This is a genomic window from Sphingomonas sp., from assembly GCF_040398505.1.
Classification (GTDB): Bacteria; Pseudomonadota; Alphaproteobacteria; order Sphingomonadales; family Sphingomonadaceae; genus Sphingomonas.
Map to the genome: position 1 here is coordinate 1 of NZ_JBBATX010000060.1, position 16,824 is coordinate 16,824.

The 16,824-nt window shown below is 63.8% G+C and carries 18 protein-coding genes and 1 pseudogene; 1 reads left to right on the forward strand and 18 read right to left on the reverse strand.

The genetic code is table 11. The annotated features are described in order from the left end of the window. Nucleotides 1-155: 155 nt before the first annotated feature. From ABWP09_RS08970 to ABWP09_RS09040, 15 genes are all read right to left on the reverse strand, one after another. The gene (locus tag ABWP09_RS08970; protein ID WP_353204805.1) at nucleotides 156-1,481 is read right to left on the reverse strand and encodes a PQQ-dependent sugar dehydrogenase; all 1,326 of its coding nucleotides are present in this window, start codon (nucleotides 1,479-1,481) and stop codon (nucleotides 156-158) included. A gap of 5 nt (nucleotides 1,482-1,486) precedes the next feature. Next, on the reverse strand, nucleotides 1,487-2,410 hold the full coding sequence (locus tag ABWP09_RS08975) for a hemolysin family protein (protein ID WP_353204806.1): 924 nt from the start codon (nucleotides 2,408-2,410) through the stop codon (nucleotides 1,487-1,489). A 9-nt stretch (nucleotides 2,411-2,419) separates the two neighbouring features. Next, complete coding sequence (ybeY, locus tag ABWP09_RS08980) at nucleotides 2,420-2,929, reverse strand: rRNA maturation RNase YbeY (protein ID WP_353204807.1); 510 nt, start codon at nucleotides 2,927-2,929, stop codon at nucleotides 2,420-2,422. Next, the gene (locus tag ABWP09_RS08985; protein WP_353204808.1) at nucleotides 2,926-3,336 is read right to left on the reverse strand and encodes a type II toxin-antitoxin system VapC family toxin; all 411 of its coding nucleotides are present in this window, start codon (nucleotides 3,334-3,336) and stop codon (nucleotides 2,926-2,928) included. Before ABWP09_RS08985 ends, ybeY begins: the two co-directional genes overlap by 4 nt. Next, complete coding sequence (locus tag ABWP09_RS08990; RefSeq protein ID WP_353204809.1) at nucleotides 3,333-3,635, reverse strand: type II toxin-antitoxin system VapB family antitoxin; 303 nt, start codon at nucleotides 3,633-3,635, stop codon at nucleotides 3,333-3,335. The genes ABWP09_RS08985 and ABWP09_RS08990 overlap by 4 nt, the downstream gene beginning before the upstream one ends. After that, nucleotides 3,632-4,633 carry a PhoH family protein gene (locus tag ABWP09_RS08995; RefSeq protein WP_353204810.1) on the reverse strand — a complete coding sequence of 334 codons (1,002 nt, stop codon included), beginning with the start codon at nucleotides 4,631-4,633 and terminating at the stop codon, nucleotides 3,632-3,634. The genes ABWP09_RS08990 and ABWP09_RS08995 overlap by 4 nt, the downstream gene beginning before the upstream one ends. Nucleotides 4,634-4,802: 169 nt before the next feature. Then, nucleotides 4,803-4,949: a hypothetical protein gene (locus ABWP09_RS09000; RefSeq protein WP_353204811.1), complete on the reverse strand. Its 147-nt coding sequence runs from the start codon at nucleotides 4,947-4,949 to the stop codon at nucleotides 4,803-4,805. Between the two features lie 157 nt (nucleotides 4,950-5,106). Then, entirely contained in the window at nucleotides 5,107-6,420 is a 1,314-nt protein-coding gene (miaB, locus tag ABWP09_RS09005; protein WP_353204812.1) for a tRNA (N6-isopentenyl adenosine(37)-C2)-methylthiotransferase MiaB, read from the reverse strand. A gap of 82 nt (nucleotides 6,421-6,502) precedes the next feature. Continuing rightward, nucleotides 6,503-7,333: a lysophospholipid acyltransferase family protein gene (locus ABWP09_RS09010; RefSeq protein WP_353204813.1), complete on the reverse strand. Its 831-nt coding sequence runs from the start codon at nucleotides 7,331-7,333 to the stop codon at nucleotides 6,503-6,505. Nucleotides 7,334-7,338: 5 nt separating this feature from the next. Beyond that, on the reverse strand, nucleotides 7,339-7,761 hold the full coding sequence (locus ABWP09_RS09015) for a Fur family transcriptional regulator (protein WP_188444830.1): 423 nt from the start codon (nucleotides 7,759-7,761) through the stop codon (nucleotides 7,339-7,341). A 101-nt stretch (nucleotides 7,762-7,862) separates the two neighbouring features. Next, on the reverse strand, nucleotides 7,863-8,273 hold the full coding sequence (locus ABWP09_RS09020) for a Ros/MucR family transcriptional regulator (RefSeq protein ID WP_502959782.1): 411 nt from the start codon (nucleotides 8,271-8,273) through the stop codon (nucleotides 7,863-7,865). Between the two features lie 118 nt (nucleotides 8,274-8,391). Beyond that, a complete protein-coding gene (locus tag ABWP09_RS09025) occupies nucleotides 8,392-8,865 on the reverse strand; it encodes a GNAT family N-acetyltransferase (RefSeq protein WP_353204815.1) in 474 nt (157 codons plus the stop codon). Continuing rightward, nucleotides 8,862-9,500 carry a tRNA (adenosine(37)-N6)-threonylcarbamoyltransferase complex dimerization subunit type 1 TsaB gene (tsaB, locus tag ABWP09_RS09030; protein WP_353204816.1) on the reverse strand — a complete coding sequence of 213 codons (639 nt, stop codon included), beginning with the start codon at nucleotides 9,498-9,500 and terminating at the stop codon, nucleotides 8,862-8,864. Before tsaB ends, ABWP09_RS09025 begins: the two co-directional genes overlap by 4 nt. A gap of 6 nt (nucleotides 9,501-9,506) precedes the next feature. Further along, a complete protein-coding gene (locus ABWP09_RS09035; protein ID WP_353204817.1) occupies nucleotides 9,507-10,097 on the reverse strand; it encodes a malonic semialdehyde reductase in 591 nt (196 codons plus the stop codon). Then, nucleotides 10,097-10,669 (reverse strand): NifU family protein, encoded by a 573-nt coding sequence (locus ABWP09_RS09040; RefSeq protein ID WP_353204818.1) that lies wholly within the window; start codon nucleotides 10,667-10,669, stop codon nucleotides 10,097-10,099. The genes ABWP09_RS09035 and ABWP09_RS09040 overlap by 1 nt, the downstream gene beginning before the upstream one ends. A gap of 87 nt (nucleotides 10,670-10,756) precedes the next feature. Here ABWP09_RS09040 and ABWP09_RS09045 point away from each other — a divergent pair, with 87 nt between their 5' ends. Continuing rightward, the gene (locus ABWP09_RS09045) at nucleotides 10,757-13,666 is read left to right on the forward strand and encodes a M16 family metallopeptidase (RefSeq protein ID WP_353204819.1); all 2,910 of its coding nucleotides are present in this window, start codon (nucleotides 10,757-10,759) and stop codon (nucleotides 13,664-13,666) included. Between the two features lie 155 nt (nucleotides 13,667-13,821). Here the strand turns inward: ABWP09_RS09045 and ABWP09_RS09050 are convergent, their stop codons facing one another. From ABWP09_RS09050 to ABWP09_RS09065, 3 genes and pseudogenes are all read right to left on the reverse strand, one after another. Further along, entirely contained in the window at nucleotides 13,822-15,147 is a 1,326-nt protein-coding gene (locus ABWP09_RS09050) for an NAD(P)/FAD-dependent oxidoreductase (RefSeq protein ID WP_353204822.1), read from the reverse strand. 88 nt (nucleotides 15,148-15,235) lie between these two features. Continuing rightward, entirely contained in the window at nucleotides 15,236-15,670 is a 435-nt protein-coding gene (locus tag ABWP09_RS09055) for a CBS domain-containing protein (RefSeq protein ID WP_353204820.1), read from the reverse strand. Between the two features lie 504 nt (nucleotides 15,671-16,174). Next, nucleotides 16,175-16,824, reverse strand: a pseudogene (locus ABWP09_RS09065) (long-chain fatty acid--CoA ligase); the annotation flags it as partial.

Here is a 16,824-nt window from a genome sequence, read left to right on the forward strand (position 1 = left end):
CTTCGCGGGAGAGGCAACGAAGACTTGGGTCGCATTCTTCATGCGGCCCTAGTCGAAGTCGGTGAGGGTCTTCTTCTTGTCCAGGCGCCGCCAAGAAGAAGACCCTCCCCCAGCCCCTCCCGCGAAGGCGGGAGGGGGGTAGAAAAAGCGCCGCGCTACTTCGCGCGCACCCGCCAGATCGTATTCCCGACATCGTCCGCCACCAGCAGCGCGCCGGTCGCATCGGTAATCACCCCGACCGGGCGCCCCTGCGCCTCGCCCTTGGCATTGAGAAAACCGGTCAGGACATCGACGGGCTTTGCGCCCTTCACCGGAAAGCCGAGGTCGCCAAAGGGCACATACGCGACCTTATAGCCCGACACCGGCACGCGGTTCCACGAACCGTGTTCGCCGACGAATGCGCCGTTGGCGTATTTCGCCCCGAGCTTCGCATCGGTCGCAAAGGCCAGGCCGAGTGCCGCGACATGCGGCCCCATCGCAAAGTCGGGCCGCTTCGAATATTCCTGCAAGGCAGGGTTTTCCGGCTGCACGCGGAAATCCTGATGGCCGCCCCAATAATACCAGGGCCAGCCGAAATTGTCGCCGATCCCGACGCGGGTGATGTAATCGGGAACGATGTCCGATCCGAGCATGTCGCGCTCGTTCACCGCGACCCAGAGTGCGCCCGATTTCGGCTCGAACGCCATGCCCTGCGGGTTGCGAAGCCCTGCGCCGTACACGCGGAAGGTCTTGGCTTGTGGATCGACCTGCAGGATGTTGGCGCGATATTTCTCCGCCGCGATGCCGTTATCGGCGATGTTGGTGGCCGAACCGACCCCGACATAGAGATACTTTCCCTCGGGATCGGCGAGCAGCGTGCGCGCCCAGTGATTGCCGCCGCCGCTCAGCGCGATGACCTTTTCGGGCTTGGCAGTGATCTTGGTCTGGCCGACGGTGAAGGGTACCCGGAGCAGCGCATCGGTGTCGGCGATGTAGAGATACCCGCCCATCAGCGCCATGCCGGTCGGTGAGTTGAGCCCGGCGATCAGCACCGTGTGCGCCTCGGCAACACCGTCGCCATTGGCGTCGCGCAGCAGCGTGATGCGGTTGGGCGAGGCGACTCCCGCGCCGCCTTTCGTCATCAGATAGCCCATCACGACGTCGGCAATGCCCGTCGTCGCGCGCGGCGGCGAATTGGTCTCGGCGACCAGAATGTCACCATTGGGCAAGCGATAGAGCCAGCGCGGATGGTTGAGCCCGCGCGCAAAGGCCGCGACCTGTAGTCCTTCCGCCGCGACCGGTGTGGCGCCGTTCTTCCAGCCGACCGCATCGGCGACCGCGATCGTCGGGATCGTCTGTGCGCGCGGCGGGGTGATTTTGGGGCGTTCGCCCTGCACCGCCGCGATCGGCAGGCGCGCCGGATCGGGCTGAAATGCCCACCACAGCGCACCGGCTCCTGCGACGATCACGATCGCCAGGATGATCAGAATATGTTTGCGCATCGCGATCAGTCGCCTTCGGGCTCGGGCTTTGGGGGGTGCAGTCGCAAGCTCAGCACGCGGCGGGTATTGGCGGCGACGACTTCGAGCGTCCAGCCGCTATCGTGGACGATGCACTCGCCCACTTGCGGGACATGGCCCGCCAGCACAGCGGCGAGCCCGCCGATCGTATCGATATCGCCATCGACTTCGGCGAGGCGCGGATCGATGATCTCGCCGACATCCTCAAGCTCGGCGCGCGCATCCGCAGCCCACGCGCCGCCGTCGAGCGGGTTGAGCAAGGCGGTGGTCGCGGCGTCGTGCTCGTCCTCGATATCGCCGACGATTTCCTCGATCAGATCCTCGATCGTGACGAGTCCCTCGGTCCCGAAATATTCGTCGAGCACGATCGCGAGATGAACACGTTTGGTGCGCATGTCAGCGAGCAGATCGAGCGCGCCGCGCGACATCGGCACGTAAAGCGGCTCGCGGATCAGGCTCGACCAATCGTCGGGATAGGGCGCGTCGGTCGCGATGATCTTGAACACGTCGCGCAAGTGGATCATGCCGATGATCGTATCGAGTTCGCCGCGATAGACCGGCAAGCGGCTGTGCGTCGCCTCGGCGAAGATCTTCACCAGATCGGCAAAACTGGTGCGTTCCTCGACCGCAACGATGTCGGCGCGCGGCACGCCGACATCACCCGCGTCACGCTCGCCGAAATGGAGCAAATTGCGTACCATCGTGCGTTCGAGCGGGGAAAGATCGCCCTTATTGTCGGGCGCGGGATCATCCTCATGCGCGTCAATCGCTTCCTCAAGCGTGGCGCGGAGCGAATCATCCTGCGCGCCGCCCGAGATCCAGCTGCGGAAACTGCGCCAGATGCTGGTCTCGCTGTGCACGGCACCGCCGAAATGGCTCGGGGTGCCGGTGGTACTATGTCCGTCAGACATTGGGGGTTTTCAATCCTCTTCGAGCAAATACGGGTCGGCCAGACCGAGGGCGGCGAGGGCGTCGATCTCGATCGCCTCCATCGCCTCGGCCTCCATGCCAACCATATGATCATACCCTAGCAAATGCAGCGTGCCATGCACGATCAAATGCGTGGCATGATCGTGCAGCGTGATGCCTTTCTCCGCGGCCTCGCGCGCACACGTCTCGAATGCGAGCACGATATCGCCCAAAAGCACCTCGCCATCGTCCGAATTCTGGTCGATCGTGTCGAGCAGATCGGCCTGCACCATCGGGAAGGACAGGACGTTGGTCGGCTTGTCCTTCTGCCGATATTGCGCGTTGAGCGTCTGGACTTCGGCATCGTCGGTCAGGCGGACCGAGATTTCGACCGTGGCCGGGCCAGTGGCGAGTTCGGCATGCGGGGTGCGGGTGAGCGCAGCGGTCGCGGCGCGGGTGGCGAGGGTTTCCCAGTCATGGGCGGGCCAGACGTCTTCGTGGCTAAGTTCGACGAGGATCATATCAGCGTCGCATCCTTGATGTCGATCTGCGCAAAATCATCGCCTTTGAACAGCAAGGCGGCATCGTGCCGTCGGGCGACAGCGTAAGCGAAGCAATCCCCGAAATTCAGTTTAGCGGGGTGAACACCTTTGCCGAAGCGTTCATGCGCATCCAACGCACACAGCGTATCGTCTGTATCGACTGAAATCACCTGCAACGCACTTGCTTCGACAAAGTCCAACACCGGCGCACGCGCTTCCGCTAGCGCGACTCCCCGTGCACTTTCGACGCCGCGCGCCGCCTCCCAGATCGCAAGAGGGGACGTAATGCGGTTCGCCTCGCCCAGCATAGCTTCGGCGAAGCTGGTCGCTTCCGGCTCCCGTGCGATCATTGCCACGATCGCGGAGGCATCAAGGAATACAGTCACTGTTCGTCGTAAAGTTCGTCGTTCAGCGAATCGTAAAAGCGTTTGTCGGCTTTCAGTCCGTTGGGCAGCGGTAACGGGTGCTCCCGCCAATACTTTTGCAGCCATTCTGGCGCAGCGCGCCCGCGCCCGTGACGGTCAAAACAGTCCTGAATCGCAAGCCGAACGATCTCGGCCATAGGCGTGCCGCGTTCATCGGCCAGACGTGCGATCGTTCGCACGACCTCCTGATCCTCAATCAGGAAGGGTGCGGAAAGAGCCTGCTGCTCGGCGCGGCTGAGCGGATCGGAAGGCACATTCATGATGTCCCTTCATACGCCTCGACGATGCGCCCGACAATGGGATGGCGCACCACGTCGCCCGAGCCGAAGCGGCAGATCGACAGGCCTTCGACACCCTCCAGCCGCCCGACCGCATCGTTCAGCCCGGACGCGTTCATGCCGCCGGGGAGATCGGTCTGCTTGGGATCGCCGCACACCACCATCCGGCTATTCTCGCCGAAGCGCGTCAGGAACATCTTCATTTGTCCGGGCGTCGTGTTCTGCGCTTCATCGAGGATGATGAAGGCGTCGGCCAGCGTACGGCCGCGCATGAAGGCAATCGGCGCGATTTCGATCTCGCCGCTGGCGATGCGGCGTTCGACCTGTTCGGCGGGCAGGCAATCGTTGAGCGCGTCGTAGAGCGGCCGCAAATACGGATCGACCTTCTCCTTCATGTCGCCGGGCAGGAAGCCGAGCTTCTCGCCCGCTTCCACCGCGGGGCGCGACAGGATCAGCCGCTGGATGCTGCCGGTGATGAGCTGCGCCACGGCTTGCGCGACCGCGATATAGGTCTTGCCCGTGCCTGCTGGCCCGAGCGCGAAGATGATGTCGTTGTTGAGCAGCTCGCGCATATAATGCGCTTGCGCCATCGTGCGCGGGACGATCGTCTTCTTGCGCGTGCGGATCATAATTTGCGGGGCGCCACCGCCCCCGGCATCGGCCTGGATGATCCCGGCGAGCGTCGGTTCGGCCGACATCGCGATCACCGCCTCGATCAGCCCGGTATCGACGACCTCGCCGCGCACGATGCGGTTGTACAGCCCGTGCAGCACGTCGCGCGCCTGGGCGACCGATTCGGCGGTGCCTTCCAGCCCGACCTTATTGCCGCGCGCGGTGATGTAGACGCCAAGCCGACTTTCGAGCGCGAGCAGATTTTTATCAAATTCGCCGAACAGTTGCGCCATCAATTGCGGGCGATCGAACACCAATTCGGTCCGGCTGCGATCGCCGGATTGTGCGGGGACGGGCTTGCGGCTCATGCGGTTCCTTCGGGGGAAAGAGGGCGTGACGGCGAGTGCGGGAGGATGAAGCGACGGCGCTGGGCGCGGCGAGTTTTGGGGGACTGCATCCGCCAATCAGTTTGGCAGAGCGACCGGCGATAGAATAGCGAAAAGTGCGGTGTCGGCGTCGTTTGGTCCGACTGCGCGGTCAGCGCAGCAACCCGATCCGCTCAAGCACGATGCGCCCGCCCGACCACAGGATCATGCCCATACCCGCCGCAATATACACCCACAGGCCGATCGGATTGCGCTTCCATTGCGGCGGCACGAGATCGGTCGGGGCGGGTTTGGACATAGCGCTATTGTGATGCTTGTGCGGGCCGATGTCGAGAGCATGCTTCTCCCCTCCCTGAAAGGGAGGGGGTCGGGGGTGGGTGGGCTCGTTGTCGAATACCGTCCCCGCCCCATGCCAACCCACCCCCAGCCCCTCCCTTCCAGGGAGGGGAGAAGAGTTAGGCTGCCGCTTCCGCCAGAACTCCGAGCATAGAATTCGCGCCCGCCTCGGCGAGCGTCACTTCGACCAGATCGCCGATGCTCGCATCGCTCACCAGATGGACCGATTGCAGCCACGGGCTCTTGCCGATCAACTGGCCGGGCAGTTTGCCTTTGCGTTCGAGCAGGACCTGGCAGGTGCGCCCCACGGTCGCTGCATTGAAGGCAGCCTGATCGCGGTTGAGCGCGGCCTGCAGCCGCTGGAGCCGGTCGTCCATTACCGCTTCGGGGATTTGGTCGGCCATCGTCGCGGCGGGGGTGCCGGGGCGCGGGCTATATTTGAAGCTATAGGCCTGCGCATAGCCGACCGCATCGACGAGGCTGAGCGTGTCCTCGAAATCGGCCTCGGTCTCGCCGGGAAAGCCGACGATGAAATCGCCCGACAGCGCGATGTCGGGGCGGGCGGCGCGGACGCGCTCAAGGATGCGCAGGTAAGAGTCGCGCGAATGGCTGCGGTTCATCGCCTTCAGGATGCGGTCGCTGCCCGATTGCACCGGCAAGTGCAGGAACGGCATCAGCTTTTCGACGCGGGCATGCGCGTCGATCAACCCTTGCGTCATGTCGTTGGGGTGGCTGGTGGTGTAGCGAATCCGGGCGAGGCCGTCGATTCCGTCGAGCGCGGCGATCAGATCATGCAGGCCTTTGCCTTTGTCTTCCCACGCATTCACATTTTGCCCGAGCAGCGTGATCTCGCGCGCGCCCGCCGCGACCAGTGCGCGCGCTTCATCGACGATCTGCCCCCAGCCGCGCGAGACTTCGGCGCCGCGCGTATAGGGCACGACGCAATAGGTGCAGAATTTGTCGCACCCCTCCTGCACCGTCAGGAACGCGCTTGGCGGCACGCGACGCCGCGAGGGGAGGTGACCGAACTTCATGTCGACCGGCATGTCGGTATCTAGCGCCGCCTCGCCGCGCGCGGCCTTTGCGACCAGCTCGGGCAAATTGTGATAGGCTTGCGGGCCAACCACGACATCGACCTTGGCGCGCCGCACGATCTCGGCACCTTCGGCCTGCGCGACGCAGCCGGCGACCGCGATCATCGGGCTGCGGCCCTGCTTCGCGGCGTCTTTGCGCAAGCGGCCAATGTCCGAATAGACCTTTTCGGTCGCGCGCTCGCGAATGTGGCAGGTGTTGAGCACGACGAGATCGGCATCGGCGGGGGCCGCCTGCGTCAGGCCTTGCGCGGCCATCAATTCGGCCATCCGATCGCCGTCATAGACGTTCATCTGGCAGCCGAAGGATTTGACGGCATAGGTCTTGGGTGCGGGTTTCATGATGCGGGCGCTATAGGGCGGAGAGCCTGTTCCTACAAATCCTCCACTTCATTCCTCCCCGGAACGGGGAGGAATGAAGACGTTACGGCTGCGCATGGCCTGTAAAGGGCACCAGCGGTCGCCCGATCGCCGCGACCAGCGCGTCTTCGATGCGGCGGCGGCTTTCGGCGGCGATCGCCTTGCGCCCGGTAAAGTCACGCGGGTGGAAGGGTTCGAGGAACGTCACCGTTACGCGAAACGTGCCGGGGCGGGCGAGCAGACGCACAGCATTATCCTTGCCCGATTCCTCGCCGATCCAGGCGATTTCCTCGCTGACCGTGCCATAATCGAGCAGCACCGGCTGGACCAGAATGCCGGGCGGTGGCGGCTCGAGCACTTTGAGCATCGGCGTCTTGAAGGGAAAGAGCGACCGGCCGTCGGTCGTCGTCCCCTCGGGAAAAACCGTCACCGACCACGTCTCGGCCAGCGCATCGCGCAAGCGATTGATTTGCTCGGCGACGCCCAGACGATCCTCGCGTTCCACAAAGACCGTGCGGTTGAGCCTGGCGAGCCAGCCGACCACCGGCGCGTCGCGAATTTCGGCCTTGGCGACGAAGGCGGTGCCGCTCGCGCCGGCAATCGCCAAAATGTCGATCCAGCTGACATGGTTGGCGATGTAGAAGGCGTCGCGGCGCAGCGCTGTCCCCTTCACCGTGACGCGCGCGCCGCAAATGCGCGCCGCCGTGGCGAGATAGTAACGCGGCCAGGGGGATGAGATGTGCAGGATGCGCCACAGATAATGCGGCGGCACGGTGACGACGAGCATCAGCGCAAGCAGGACGATCCGCGTCCACAGCCGCAGGAAAGCGAGCCAGCTTAGCGGCGGGGGCGTGCCCGCGGCGGCGGCGGCGCGCGCTTGCGGGCTGATCGGCACGGCGCTCAGCTCTTGCGGTCGAGCGCTACGCCGTAGAGTTCCATCCGGTGGTCGACCAGGCGAAAGCCTAGGCGCTCGGCAATGGCCTTTTGCAGCTGTTCGAGCTCGGGATCGACGAATTCGATCACCTTGCCGCTCTCGACATCGATCAGATGGTCGTGATGCGCCTCGGGCGCGGGCTCATAGCGCGATCGGCCATCGCCGAAATCGTGGCGGTCGAGGATGCCAGCCTCCTCGAACAGGCGAACCGTGCGATAGACGGTTGCGATCGAGATGCCGGGGTCGATCGCGGAGGCGCGCTCATACACTTTTTCGACGTCGGGATGATCCTCGGCATCGGATAGCACGCGCGCGATCACCTTGCGCTGATCGGTGATGCGCAGGCCCTTTTCCGCACAGAGAGCTTCGAGATCGATCTTACGCGCCATAGCGGCGGGTGTAGGCGCTTAACGCTTGTTGCGAAAGAGGAGAGTTGTTCGCAATAGCGCCTCTCGATTCCTCCCCCGGGTGCCGGGGGAGGATTGAGGGCTCAGCGAACGATCTTGCGACGCTTGGTGCCAAGGCCAATCTTCTTGGCGAGCGTCCGACGCTGTTCCGCATAGTTTGGTGCAACCATCGGATAGTCCGCTGGCAGGTTCCACTTTGCGCGATATTGCTCAGGGGTCATTTGATAATGCGTCATCAGATGGCGCTTGAGCATCTTCAGCTTCTTGCCGTCTTCGAGGCAGACGATGAAGTCTGGCTTGATCGAGGACCGGATCGAAACCGCTGGTTCCTGCTTGATGACTTCGACCGGGGCCGGGCCACCAAGTCCGCTCAACGCGCCATGAACGTGGGCGATCAAGACCGGAAGATCCGAAACTGCGACGCTGTTGTTGCTGACATGAGCCGCGACGATGTCGGCGGTAAGCGTGATCAGGGTCTCCTGAAGCTCGTTCATGCTGTCCATAATAATCCTTTCACTCCAATTCGGACGGCAATTACACACCGTCGTGACTTGCGCCTATCATCTTTTAGGCTGAGGGATGCAAGTCGTAATCGCCTCGATGAAATGTCTGTTAGAAAATCTCACGACGATAGGTCAAAGCATCAAATGCTCTGCCGTCAACACCACGATAGTAATGGCGCCGTTCGCCGACTTTGTCGAAACCAACGGCGCGGTATAGTTTAATCGCATCATTGCCCTCGCGCACTTCGAGATGGAGCGTGCGCGCCCCCTGCATTCGGGAATCGCTGATCACCGATCGTAGCAAGGCCGCGCCAACCCCGCGGCGGCGGAACATCGGCGCGGTCGCGAGCAACAGCAATTCGGCTTCGTCGAGCACGCGGCGCGACAAAGCGAAACCCGCTGGTTCGCTTCCAATCTCGGCGATGGTGAGCCACACGCCGGACATCGCCATTAGGCCAAGGACTTGGTTATGCGTCCAGGCTTCGCCGAAGCCCGGGTCGAACGCGGCGCGCATCAGCCGGTCGATCACCGCGAGATCGGCGACCGCACCGCTGCGGAGGTCGATCCGCACCATTGTGCTCATGCCGCCACCATCGGCTTTGCATCGGGCGCGCGACCGTAAATCGGCTTTGGCTCAAGCGTCGTGAAGGCGGGCGGGAGCAGCACTGCGTCGGCGGCATCGGGCAGGGCGCCCCGCGGCGCGGTGCGGGGATCGCCAAATCCGAGCCAGCGCAGGCCGTCGCCGACCGCGTGCATTCCGCCGAGGCGAAGCCGGGCGTCGGCGGGCGCAAGCGAGGCGAGCGTGGATGTCTCGGTCAAAGGAGGCGCTTCGAAGGTCTGCATGAAGACTTCGCCATGCCCGCCCTCCAAAAGCACGGCAAGGGGGCCGTAAACCGTCTCGCGCGCAAAGGCGCCCGCCGCCAGCGCGGCAAGCGAGGAAAAGCCGCCGAGCGTCGCCCCCCAACCGAGCGCCAGGCCACGGGCTGCGGCCACGCCAACGCGAATGCCGGTAAAGCTGCCCGGCCCGCAATCGACCAGAATATGCGCCGCGCGCCCGCCGTCCGGCAGCCCCGCGATCATTGGGATCAGATGTTCGGCATGACCGCGCCCGACCGTTTCATGCGCACGCGCGATGACCGCGCCATGCTCGATCAGCGCGACCGAACAGGCAGCGGTCGCGGTTTCGATGACCAGCGTGCGGAAGGTTGGGTCACGCAAACCGGATCAAGCGATGCTGTTGAACATGCCGAAATCGGGCCGGGGCGAGCGATCGAAGATCGTCGCCGCGTCGCCATGCCCGAGCGTCGCGATAAAGTTCACCGTGACCGAGGGCGTTTCGGCGAAGAAAGCGGCGTTGACCTTGGCGGCGTCGAAGCCCGACATTGCACCGGTATCGAGACCAAGCGCGCGCGCCGCCGTGATGAGATACGCGCCCTGGAGCGAGGAATTGCGCATCGCCGATTCCGCGCGGAGCTCGGGGTTGCCGTCGAACCACGCTTTGGCATTAACGTGCGGGAACAGTTGCGGCAGATATTCGTGGAAATCACGGTCCATGCCGATGATGACGCTGACCGGTGCCTTCAGCACCTTGGGCGCATTCTGTGCCGAGCAGCATTCGGCGAGCTTCGTCTTGGCGGCATCGCTCGTGCACCAGATCAGCCGGGCCGGCAGCTGATTGGCCGAGGTGGGACCCCATTTCATCAAATCCCAGATCGCGTGCAAATCGCTCTCGGTGACGGGCGCGTCGGTATAACCGTTATAGGTGCGGGCGGTGCGGAACAGCTGGTCGAGCGCGGCGTCGGACAAAACGGTCATTAAACGGCTCGCACTTCGGTAACTTCGGGAACATAATATTTGAGCAATTGCTCGATTCCGTTCTTCAGCGTCGCGCTGGAGGACGGGCACCCTGCGCATGCGCCCTGCATCGCCAGGAACACCTTGCCCTTGTCGAAGCCGCGATAGACGATGTCGCCGCCATCATTGGCGACCGCCGGACGGATGCGCGTTTCGATCAAATCCTTGATCTGCGCGACGATGTCGGCATCGGCCGGATCATCGTTGAACGCGTCGTCGGCGGGAACCGCGATGCCACCGGCATTGCCCGGCTTGAACAAAGGTATGCCCGCGCTGAAATGATCGACCATCAGGCCGAGAATGTCGGGCTTCAAGTCGCTCCATTCGGTCCCCGATGCGGCGGTGACCGAGACGAAATCGCGCCCGAAGAACACGCCGGTGACATCGCCCAGACCGAACAAGGCTTCGGCGAGTGGGGAGGCCTCGGCCTCCTCCGGCGTCACGAAATCGCGCGTGCCAGCCTCCATCACCGTGCGGTTGGGGAGGAATTTCAGGGTCGCCGGGTTGGGCGTTGTTTCGGTTTCGATCAGCATGCAGGGCATGTGGCGCGCAGCGCGGGCGAGTGCAAGGGTCGATGTCGCGGCTGGCGGTTGCCGCTTTCCGCCGCTATCGTCATGGCTATGACCGTGTTCCTGCGTACGACGCGCCTCGCCCTTCTGTCCTTTCTCGTCATCGGAGCCGCGCCGCAACAGGCGGTGCCCAGCGCCGAGACGCCACGGACGGCGACCCCGGCACCTGCTGCCGCCACCGATGCCGAGGCCGCCATCATCAGTCGCGCCGCCTGGCTCTATAAAGGCAGCGACATCACGCCCGATCCGGCGTGGCATTTCGGCACGCTGAGTAACGGCGTGCGTTATGCCGTGCGCAAGAATGGCGTCCCGCCGGGCCAGATTTCGGTGCGTGTGCGGATGGATGTCGGGTCGCTGATGGAAGCCGATGCAGAGCGCGGCTATGCGCATCTGATCGAACATCTCACCTTTCGCGGCTCGGAATATGTCGCTGATGGCGAGGCCAAGCGCGTGTGGCAGCGGATGGGGACGACCTTCGGTTCGGACACCAATGCCCAGACTACGCCGACGCAGACCGTCTACAAGCTCGATTTGCCTAGCGCGACCGAGGCCGGAATCGATGAGAGCCTGAAGATCCTGTCGGGCATGGTCGCCAAGCCCAACATCACGGCGGTAGCGCTCAATGCCGAGCGGCCCGCCGTGCTCGCCGAACAGCGCGAGGCACCGGGGCCGCAAGTGCGGCTGGGCAATGCCGTGCAAGCAACCTTCTTTGCCGGGCAGCCGCTCGCGGATCGCTCGCCGATCGGCCATATCAAGGAATTGCAGGCGGCGACCGCCGAGACTGTCCGCGTGTTCCACGATCGCTGGTATCGCCCCGAACGCGCCGTGGTGATCATCGCCGGCGACTTCGCGCCCGAACAGCTCGAGACGATGATCGCGCGCCATTTTGGCGGCTGGAAGGGCGTCGGCCCCGCGCCGGCCGATCCCGATTTCAGCCAGCCTGACCCCAAGCAGACGGCGACCAAGGCTGTGGTCGAACCGAGCATCCCGGCGCTGATCCAATTCGCGATCGTGCGCCCGTGGCAGTATAATGACGACACGATCCTGTTCAACCAGAAGCGCCTCGCCGATTTCGTCGCACTCGCGGTGATCAACCGGCGGCTGGAGACGCGCGCGCGCTCGGGCGGCAGCTATTTGCAAGCCGGCGTGCGGCTCGATGATCCGTCGCGCTCGGCCAATGTCACGTCGATTTCGATCCTGCCCGTCGGCACCGCCTGGGCCTCGGCGCTGCGCGACGTGCGCGCGGTGATCGCCGATGCCCAGGCATCGCCCCCGACCAAGCTCGAAATCGAACGTGAACTTTCCGAACAGCGCGTCGCGTTCAAGACGCTGGTCGATACCTATCGCGCCGAGGCAGGCTCGAAGGAAGCCGACGACATGGTCCAGGCGCTGGATATTCGTGAGACGACGACCGCTCCCTATGTGATCCAGAGAGTCTTTGCCGATGCCGAGAAGAAGGGGTTCTTCACTCCCGACAAGATCCTCGCCTCGACCAAGCGGGTGTTCCAGGGGACGATGCGCGCGCTGATTTCGACGCCTGCCGCCGAAGCGGGGATCGAAGCGAGCCTCGCCACCGCCCTCAAGGCCGATGTGAAGGGCTTGGCGGGCGAGCGCACGGCGCAGGCCAATGTTACTTTTGCCAAGCTCCCCAAGGTTGGCCCGCCCGCGACGATCGTATCGAATACGCCGATCCGCGAATTCGACATGCAGGAGTATAACCTCTCCAACGGCATTCGCGTGCTGATCTATCCGACGACCTCGGAAGACAGCCGCGTCTATGTTCGCGTCCGCTTCGGTGGCGGCGATAACGCGCTTCCTGCCGATCGCGAGACACCGGCCTGGGCTGCCGATGGCACGCTGACCGCCGGCGGGATCGGTACGCTGAAGCAAGGCGATATCGAGGCGTTGGTGCAGGGCCGCCGGATCGGGCTCGATTTCGGGATCGACGAGGATGCGTTTGTCTATAACGCGCTAACCTCGCCCGCCGATCTGACCGATCAGTTGCGGCTGATCGGCGCGGCGATCACGGCACCGGGCTGGGATCCGGCCCCCGTCAACCGCACGCGCGTGGCCGCGCTGGCGGGTTATGCCGCGTTCGAGTCTTCCCCGACCGGGGTGCTGAGCCGCGACCTCGAACGCTTGCTCCACGATGGCGATCCGCGCTGGGGCACGCCGAGCCTCAAGGCGATCGAGGCGACCACGCCCGCCGCGTTCCGCGCGCTGTGGGAGCCGCTGCTCAAGACCGGCCCGGTCGAGGTGATGGTGTTCGGCGATATCAAGGCCGATGTCGCGATTGCCGCCGTGCAAAAGACGCTGGGTGCGCTTCCGTCGCGCGCGGCTCCAACCGACTTTGTCCCGCCGCCGGTGCGCTTCCCGGCGCACAATGCGACACCGCTAGTGTTGACGCATAATGGCCCCGAGTATCAGGCCGCGGCGGTGATCGCGTGGCCGACCGGCGGCGGTGTCGCGGGCGCGACCGAATCGCGGCGGCTCGACGTGCTCGCGGCGATCTTCAGTGACCGGTTGTTTGACCGGTTGCGTTCTCAGGCAGGCGCGAGCTACAGCCCCAATGTCGGCAGCTCGTGGCCGACCGGCATGCCGAGCGGCGGGCGAATGCTCGCGATCGGCCAGGTCGCGCCCGAGAACATCCCGCTCTTCTTCAAGCTTTCGCGCGACATCGCGGCCGAACTGGTTGCAACGCCGATCGATGGGGACGAGTTGAAGCGCACGATCGGCCCGATGCAGCAATCGATCATGCGGCAATCGACCGGCAATCAGTTCTGGATGAACCAACTCGACGGCGCGGTTTACGATCCGGCGCGGATCGAGGCATTGAAGCGGCTCTACAGCGACATTTCGAACATGACCGCGGCGGAGCTGCAGGAGACAGCGGCGAAGTATCTGCTGCCCGATCGGGATTGGACGCTGCAAGTGGTGCCAGCGAGCAACCCGAAGAGATAGCGCAGCTATTTGGCGGGCCCCCTCCGGGGGGCGAGCCCGGCCGGCGGGTCCAAAGTCCCGACCGACGGCGCGGCTTTGCCGCGACGGGCTACCACTCTTTCCCTCCCTTCCCTGAAAGGGAGGGAAGAAGAAAGCTTAAATCCTAGCGCGCTCCCTCAATGCAGCTTCAACTTCGGCCGTACGATCTGGTTCACATGCCCGATCACGATCAGCGCCACCCCGCGCCACCAGCCGTGGATCGCGATCAAATGCATGCGGTACAGCGACATATACACCATCCGCGCGATCCAGCCTTCGACCCGCATCCGCCCGCCAACGAGATTGCCCATCAGGCTCCCCACTGTCGAAAAACGGCTGAGCGAGACGAGCGACCCGTGGTCCTGATAGACGAAATCCTTGAGCGGCTCGCCGGCCTGCGCGCGCACAAGATTGGTGAAAACGAGGCTCGCCATCTGGTGCGCCGATTGCGCGCGCGGCGGGATCGGCTTGTCGCGCCCCGGCAGCAGGCACGACGCGCAATCGCCGAGCGCGTAGATGCGATCGTCGCTGGTTGATTGCAGCGTCGGGCGCACGACGATCTGGTTGCCGCGGGTGAGCTCCAAATCGCTCATCGTCTTGATTTCCTCCGCGCCCTTCACGCCTGCTGCCCAGACGATCAGATCGGCGTCGATCACGCCGCCATCGCCGGTTTGCACCGCGCGATCCTCGAGCCGGATGACTTGCGTGTTGTCGAGCACACGCACGCCGAGCTTTTCGAGCTCGCGCTTGGCGGTCGCGGCGAGTGTCTCGTCGAGCGCGGGCAGGATGCGCGGGCCGGCCTCGATCAGCGAGACTTCGAGCTTGCTCTCGTCAAACACTTCGAGGCCGTAATGCCTTAGCGCCTTGGCGGCGTTGTAGAGCTCCGCGGCAAGCTCGACCCCGGTCGCGCCACCGCCGACGATGCTGACGCGGACGCGCGCCAACGGGTCGCCGGTCTGGTGCGCGTGGTTGGTGCGCAGGCAGGCGTTGAGCAATTTCTGGCGGAAGCGGTCGGCCTGCGGGCGGTCCTCGAGGAACATCGCATGCTCGCGCACGCCGGGGACGCCGAAATCATTCGAAATGCCGCCGACCGCCATTACGAGATAATCGTAGCGGACCTCATGCCGCCCGATGATCTCCTCGCCGCGTTCGTCGAGCATCGGGGTGGTGGTGATCGTGCGGCTTACGCGATCGACGCTTTCGATGCTGCCGTTGAAGAAACGATAGCCCCAGCGAACCGCGTGCCCGCCATAGCCGACCTCGTCGAGATTGGCATCGAGCGACCCCGCCGCGACTTCGTGCAGCAGCGGCTTCCAGATATGCGTGAGGTTGCGGTCGATCAGGATAATGTCGTGCTGCTTGCGGCCGTACCGCGCGCCGAGCTTGCGCACGAGTTCCAAGCCACCGGCGCCGCCGCCTACCACTACGATTTGCGTTTTTTGATTCGGCACCGGCTTCCCCATGCGCACGATCTCCAGCGCATCGCTCCCTTGCCAGAAGAGCGCGGGAGAACTCAAGCAAGCGATTATTGGGGTGGCTACGGGCCGCGGGTCAGGCGCGATTGTTGATATAGGAGATCAGCGATTCATTTTCTTCGACATGCCGCTCGATCCGCGCGCGCACGACGTCGCGCACGCTGATAATACCAACCAGTACTCCGTCGTCGAGCACGGGCAAATGGCGGAAATAGCCGCGATCCATCAATTCCATCGCATCGTTGATCGTGGTTGCTGTCGTCACCGTTGTGACATTCTCAGTCATCACGTCGCGCGCCGCCACCGTGGCGAGTTCGGGACCTTTGGCGGCAAGCGCCTTCACCACGTCGCGCTCGCTGACGATGCCGGCGAGGTCGCCCGCCGCATCGCACACCAGCACCGCGCCGATCCTCCGCGAGGCGATGGTCGCGACAAGCTCCATCAACGGCGTTTCCGGCAGGACCGAAACGATCGTGTTGCCCTTTATCCGCAGAAGCGATGCGACATTCATGGTTCAGTCTCCCAAGGTGACTACTCCCGGCCCTTAAGGGTCGGGCTTCTTTACAGAAGAGGTGCTGGCCTCACGGCTCGCGGTTCCTGTTTCCGTCTCCTGATGAAGCTCGATTCACAGGCCATCCCCGGAAGTCCTCCGGTTGGTGGTATTGCCGTCGCCTTGCCAAAGGCAAGGCGACGGATATTGATCGTGGCATTCAGATCGGCATTGATCTGAATGCCGCAGGAGACGCAGTCGAAGTCCGCTTGGCTCTTGCGGTTTTCGGCTGCGACCACTGCCAATGCAAAAATTGAACCTACCGTGAACACATGCCGCTGACAACAAGCTTTTTCGTAACTAATTGCGGTTTATAGAGAACCGCTATCCCGGCCCTGAACGACCGGGTTTGCGCGGCTAAAAAAGAGGATCAAAGTTGTACCGCCATTTCTGCTATCGTTACACTTCTAGAAGCGAGTGTCCAAGTAATCTGACATTGGCACAGCTGGCTGCGGCTATCCCGAATCACGCTTTGTACAGCCCCTCCAGCCGCGCGCCGTAGACATCCTTCAACACGTGCCGCCGGATCTTCAGCGACGGTGTCAGTTGTTCATTCTCGATGCCGAACGGTTCGTCGGCGAGCACGAAGCGGCGAATGCGTTCGGTGACCGAGAGATCGGCATTCACCCGCTCGACCGCGAGGCCGAGCGCGGCGCGGTATGCGCTGTTTTCCGCCAGCCGCTTAAAGTCGCAACTGACGCCACCCTTGGCACACCATTCCTGGGTCCAGTCGGGATCGGGCACCAGCACCGCCACCATATAGGGCCGTCGGTCGCCGAAGATCATCGCTTGCGCGATTTCGGACTGGAGCGTCAGCATCCCTTCGACCTTTTGCGGCGCGACGTTTTCGCCCTTGTCGTTGACGATGATGTCTTTCTTGCGGTCGGTGATCTTGATCCGGCCGGCCGCGTCGATCAGCCCGATATCGCCGGTGTGGAGCCAGCCGTCCTTCAGCACGCGCGCAGTCTCAGCGTCGTTGCGCCAATAGCCTTTCATGACCAGCTCGCCGCGCACCAGGATTTCGCCATCCTCGGCGATGCGCACTTCGGTGTCGACTAAGGGCGGCCCGACCGTGTCCATCTTGAGCCCGACCTTGGGGCGATTGCACGAGATGA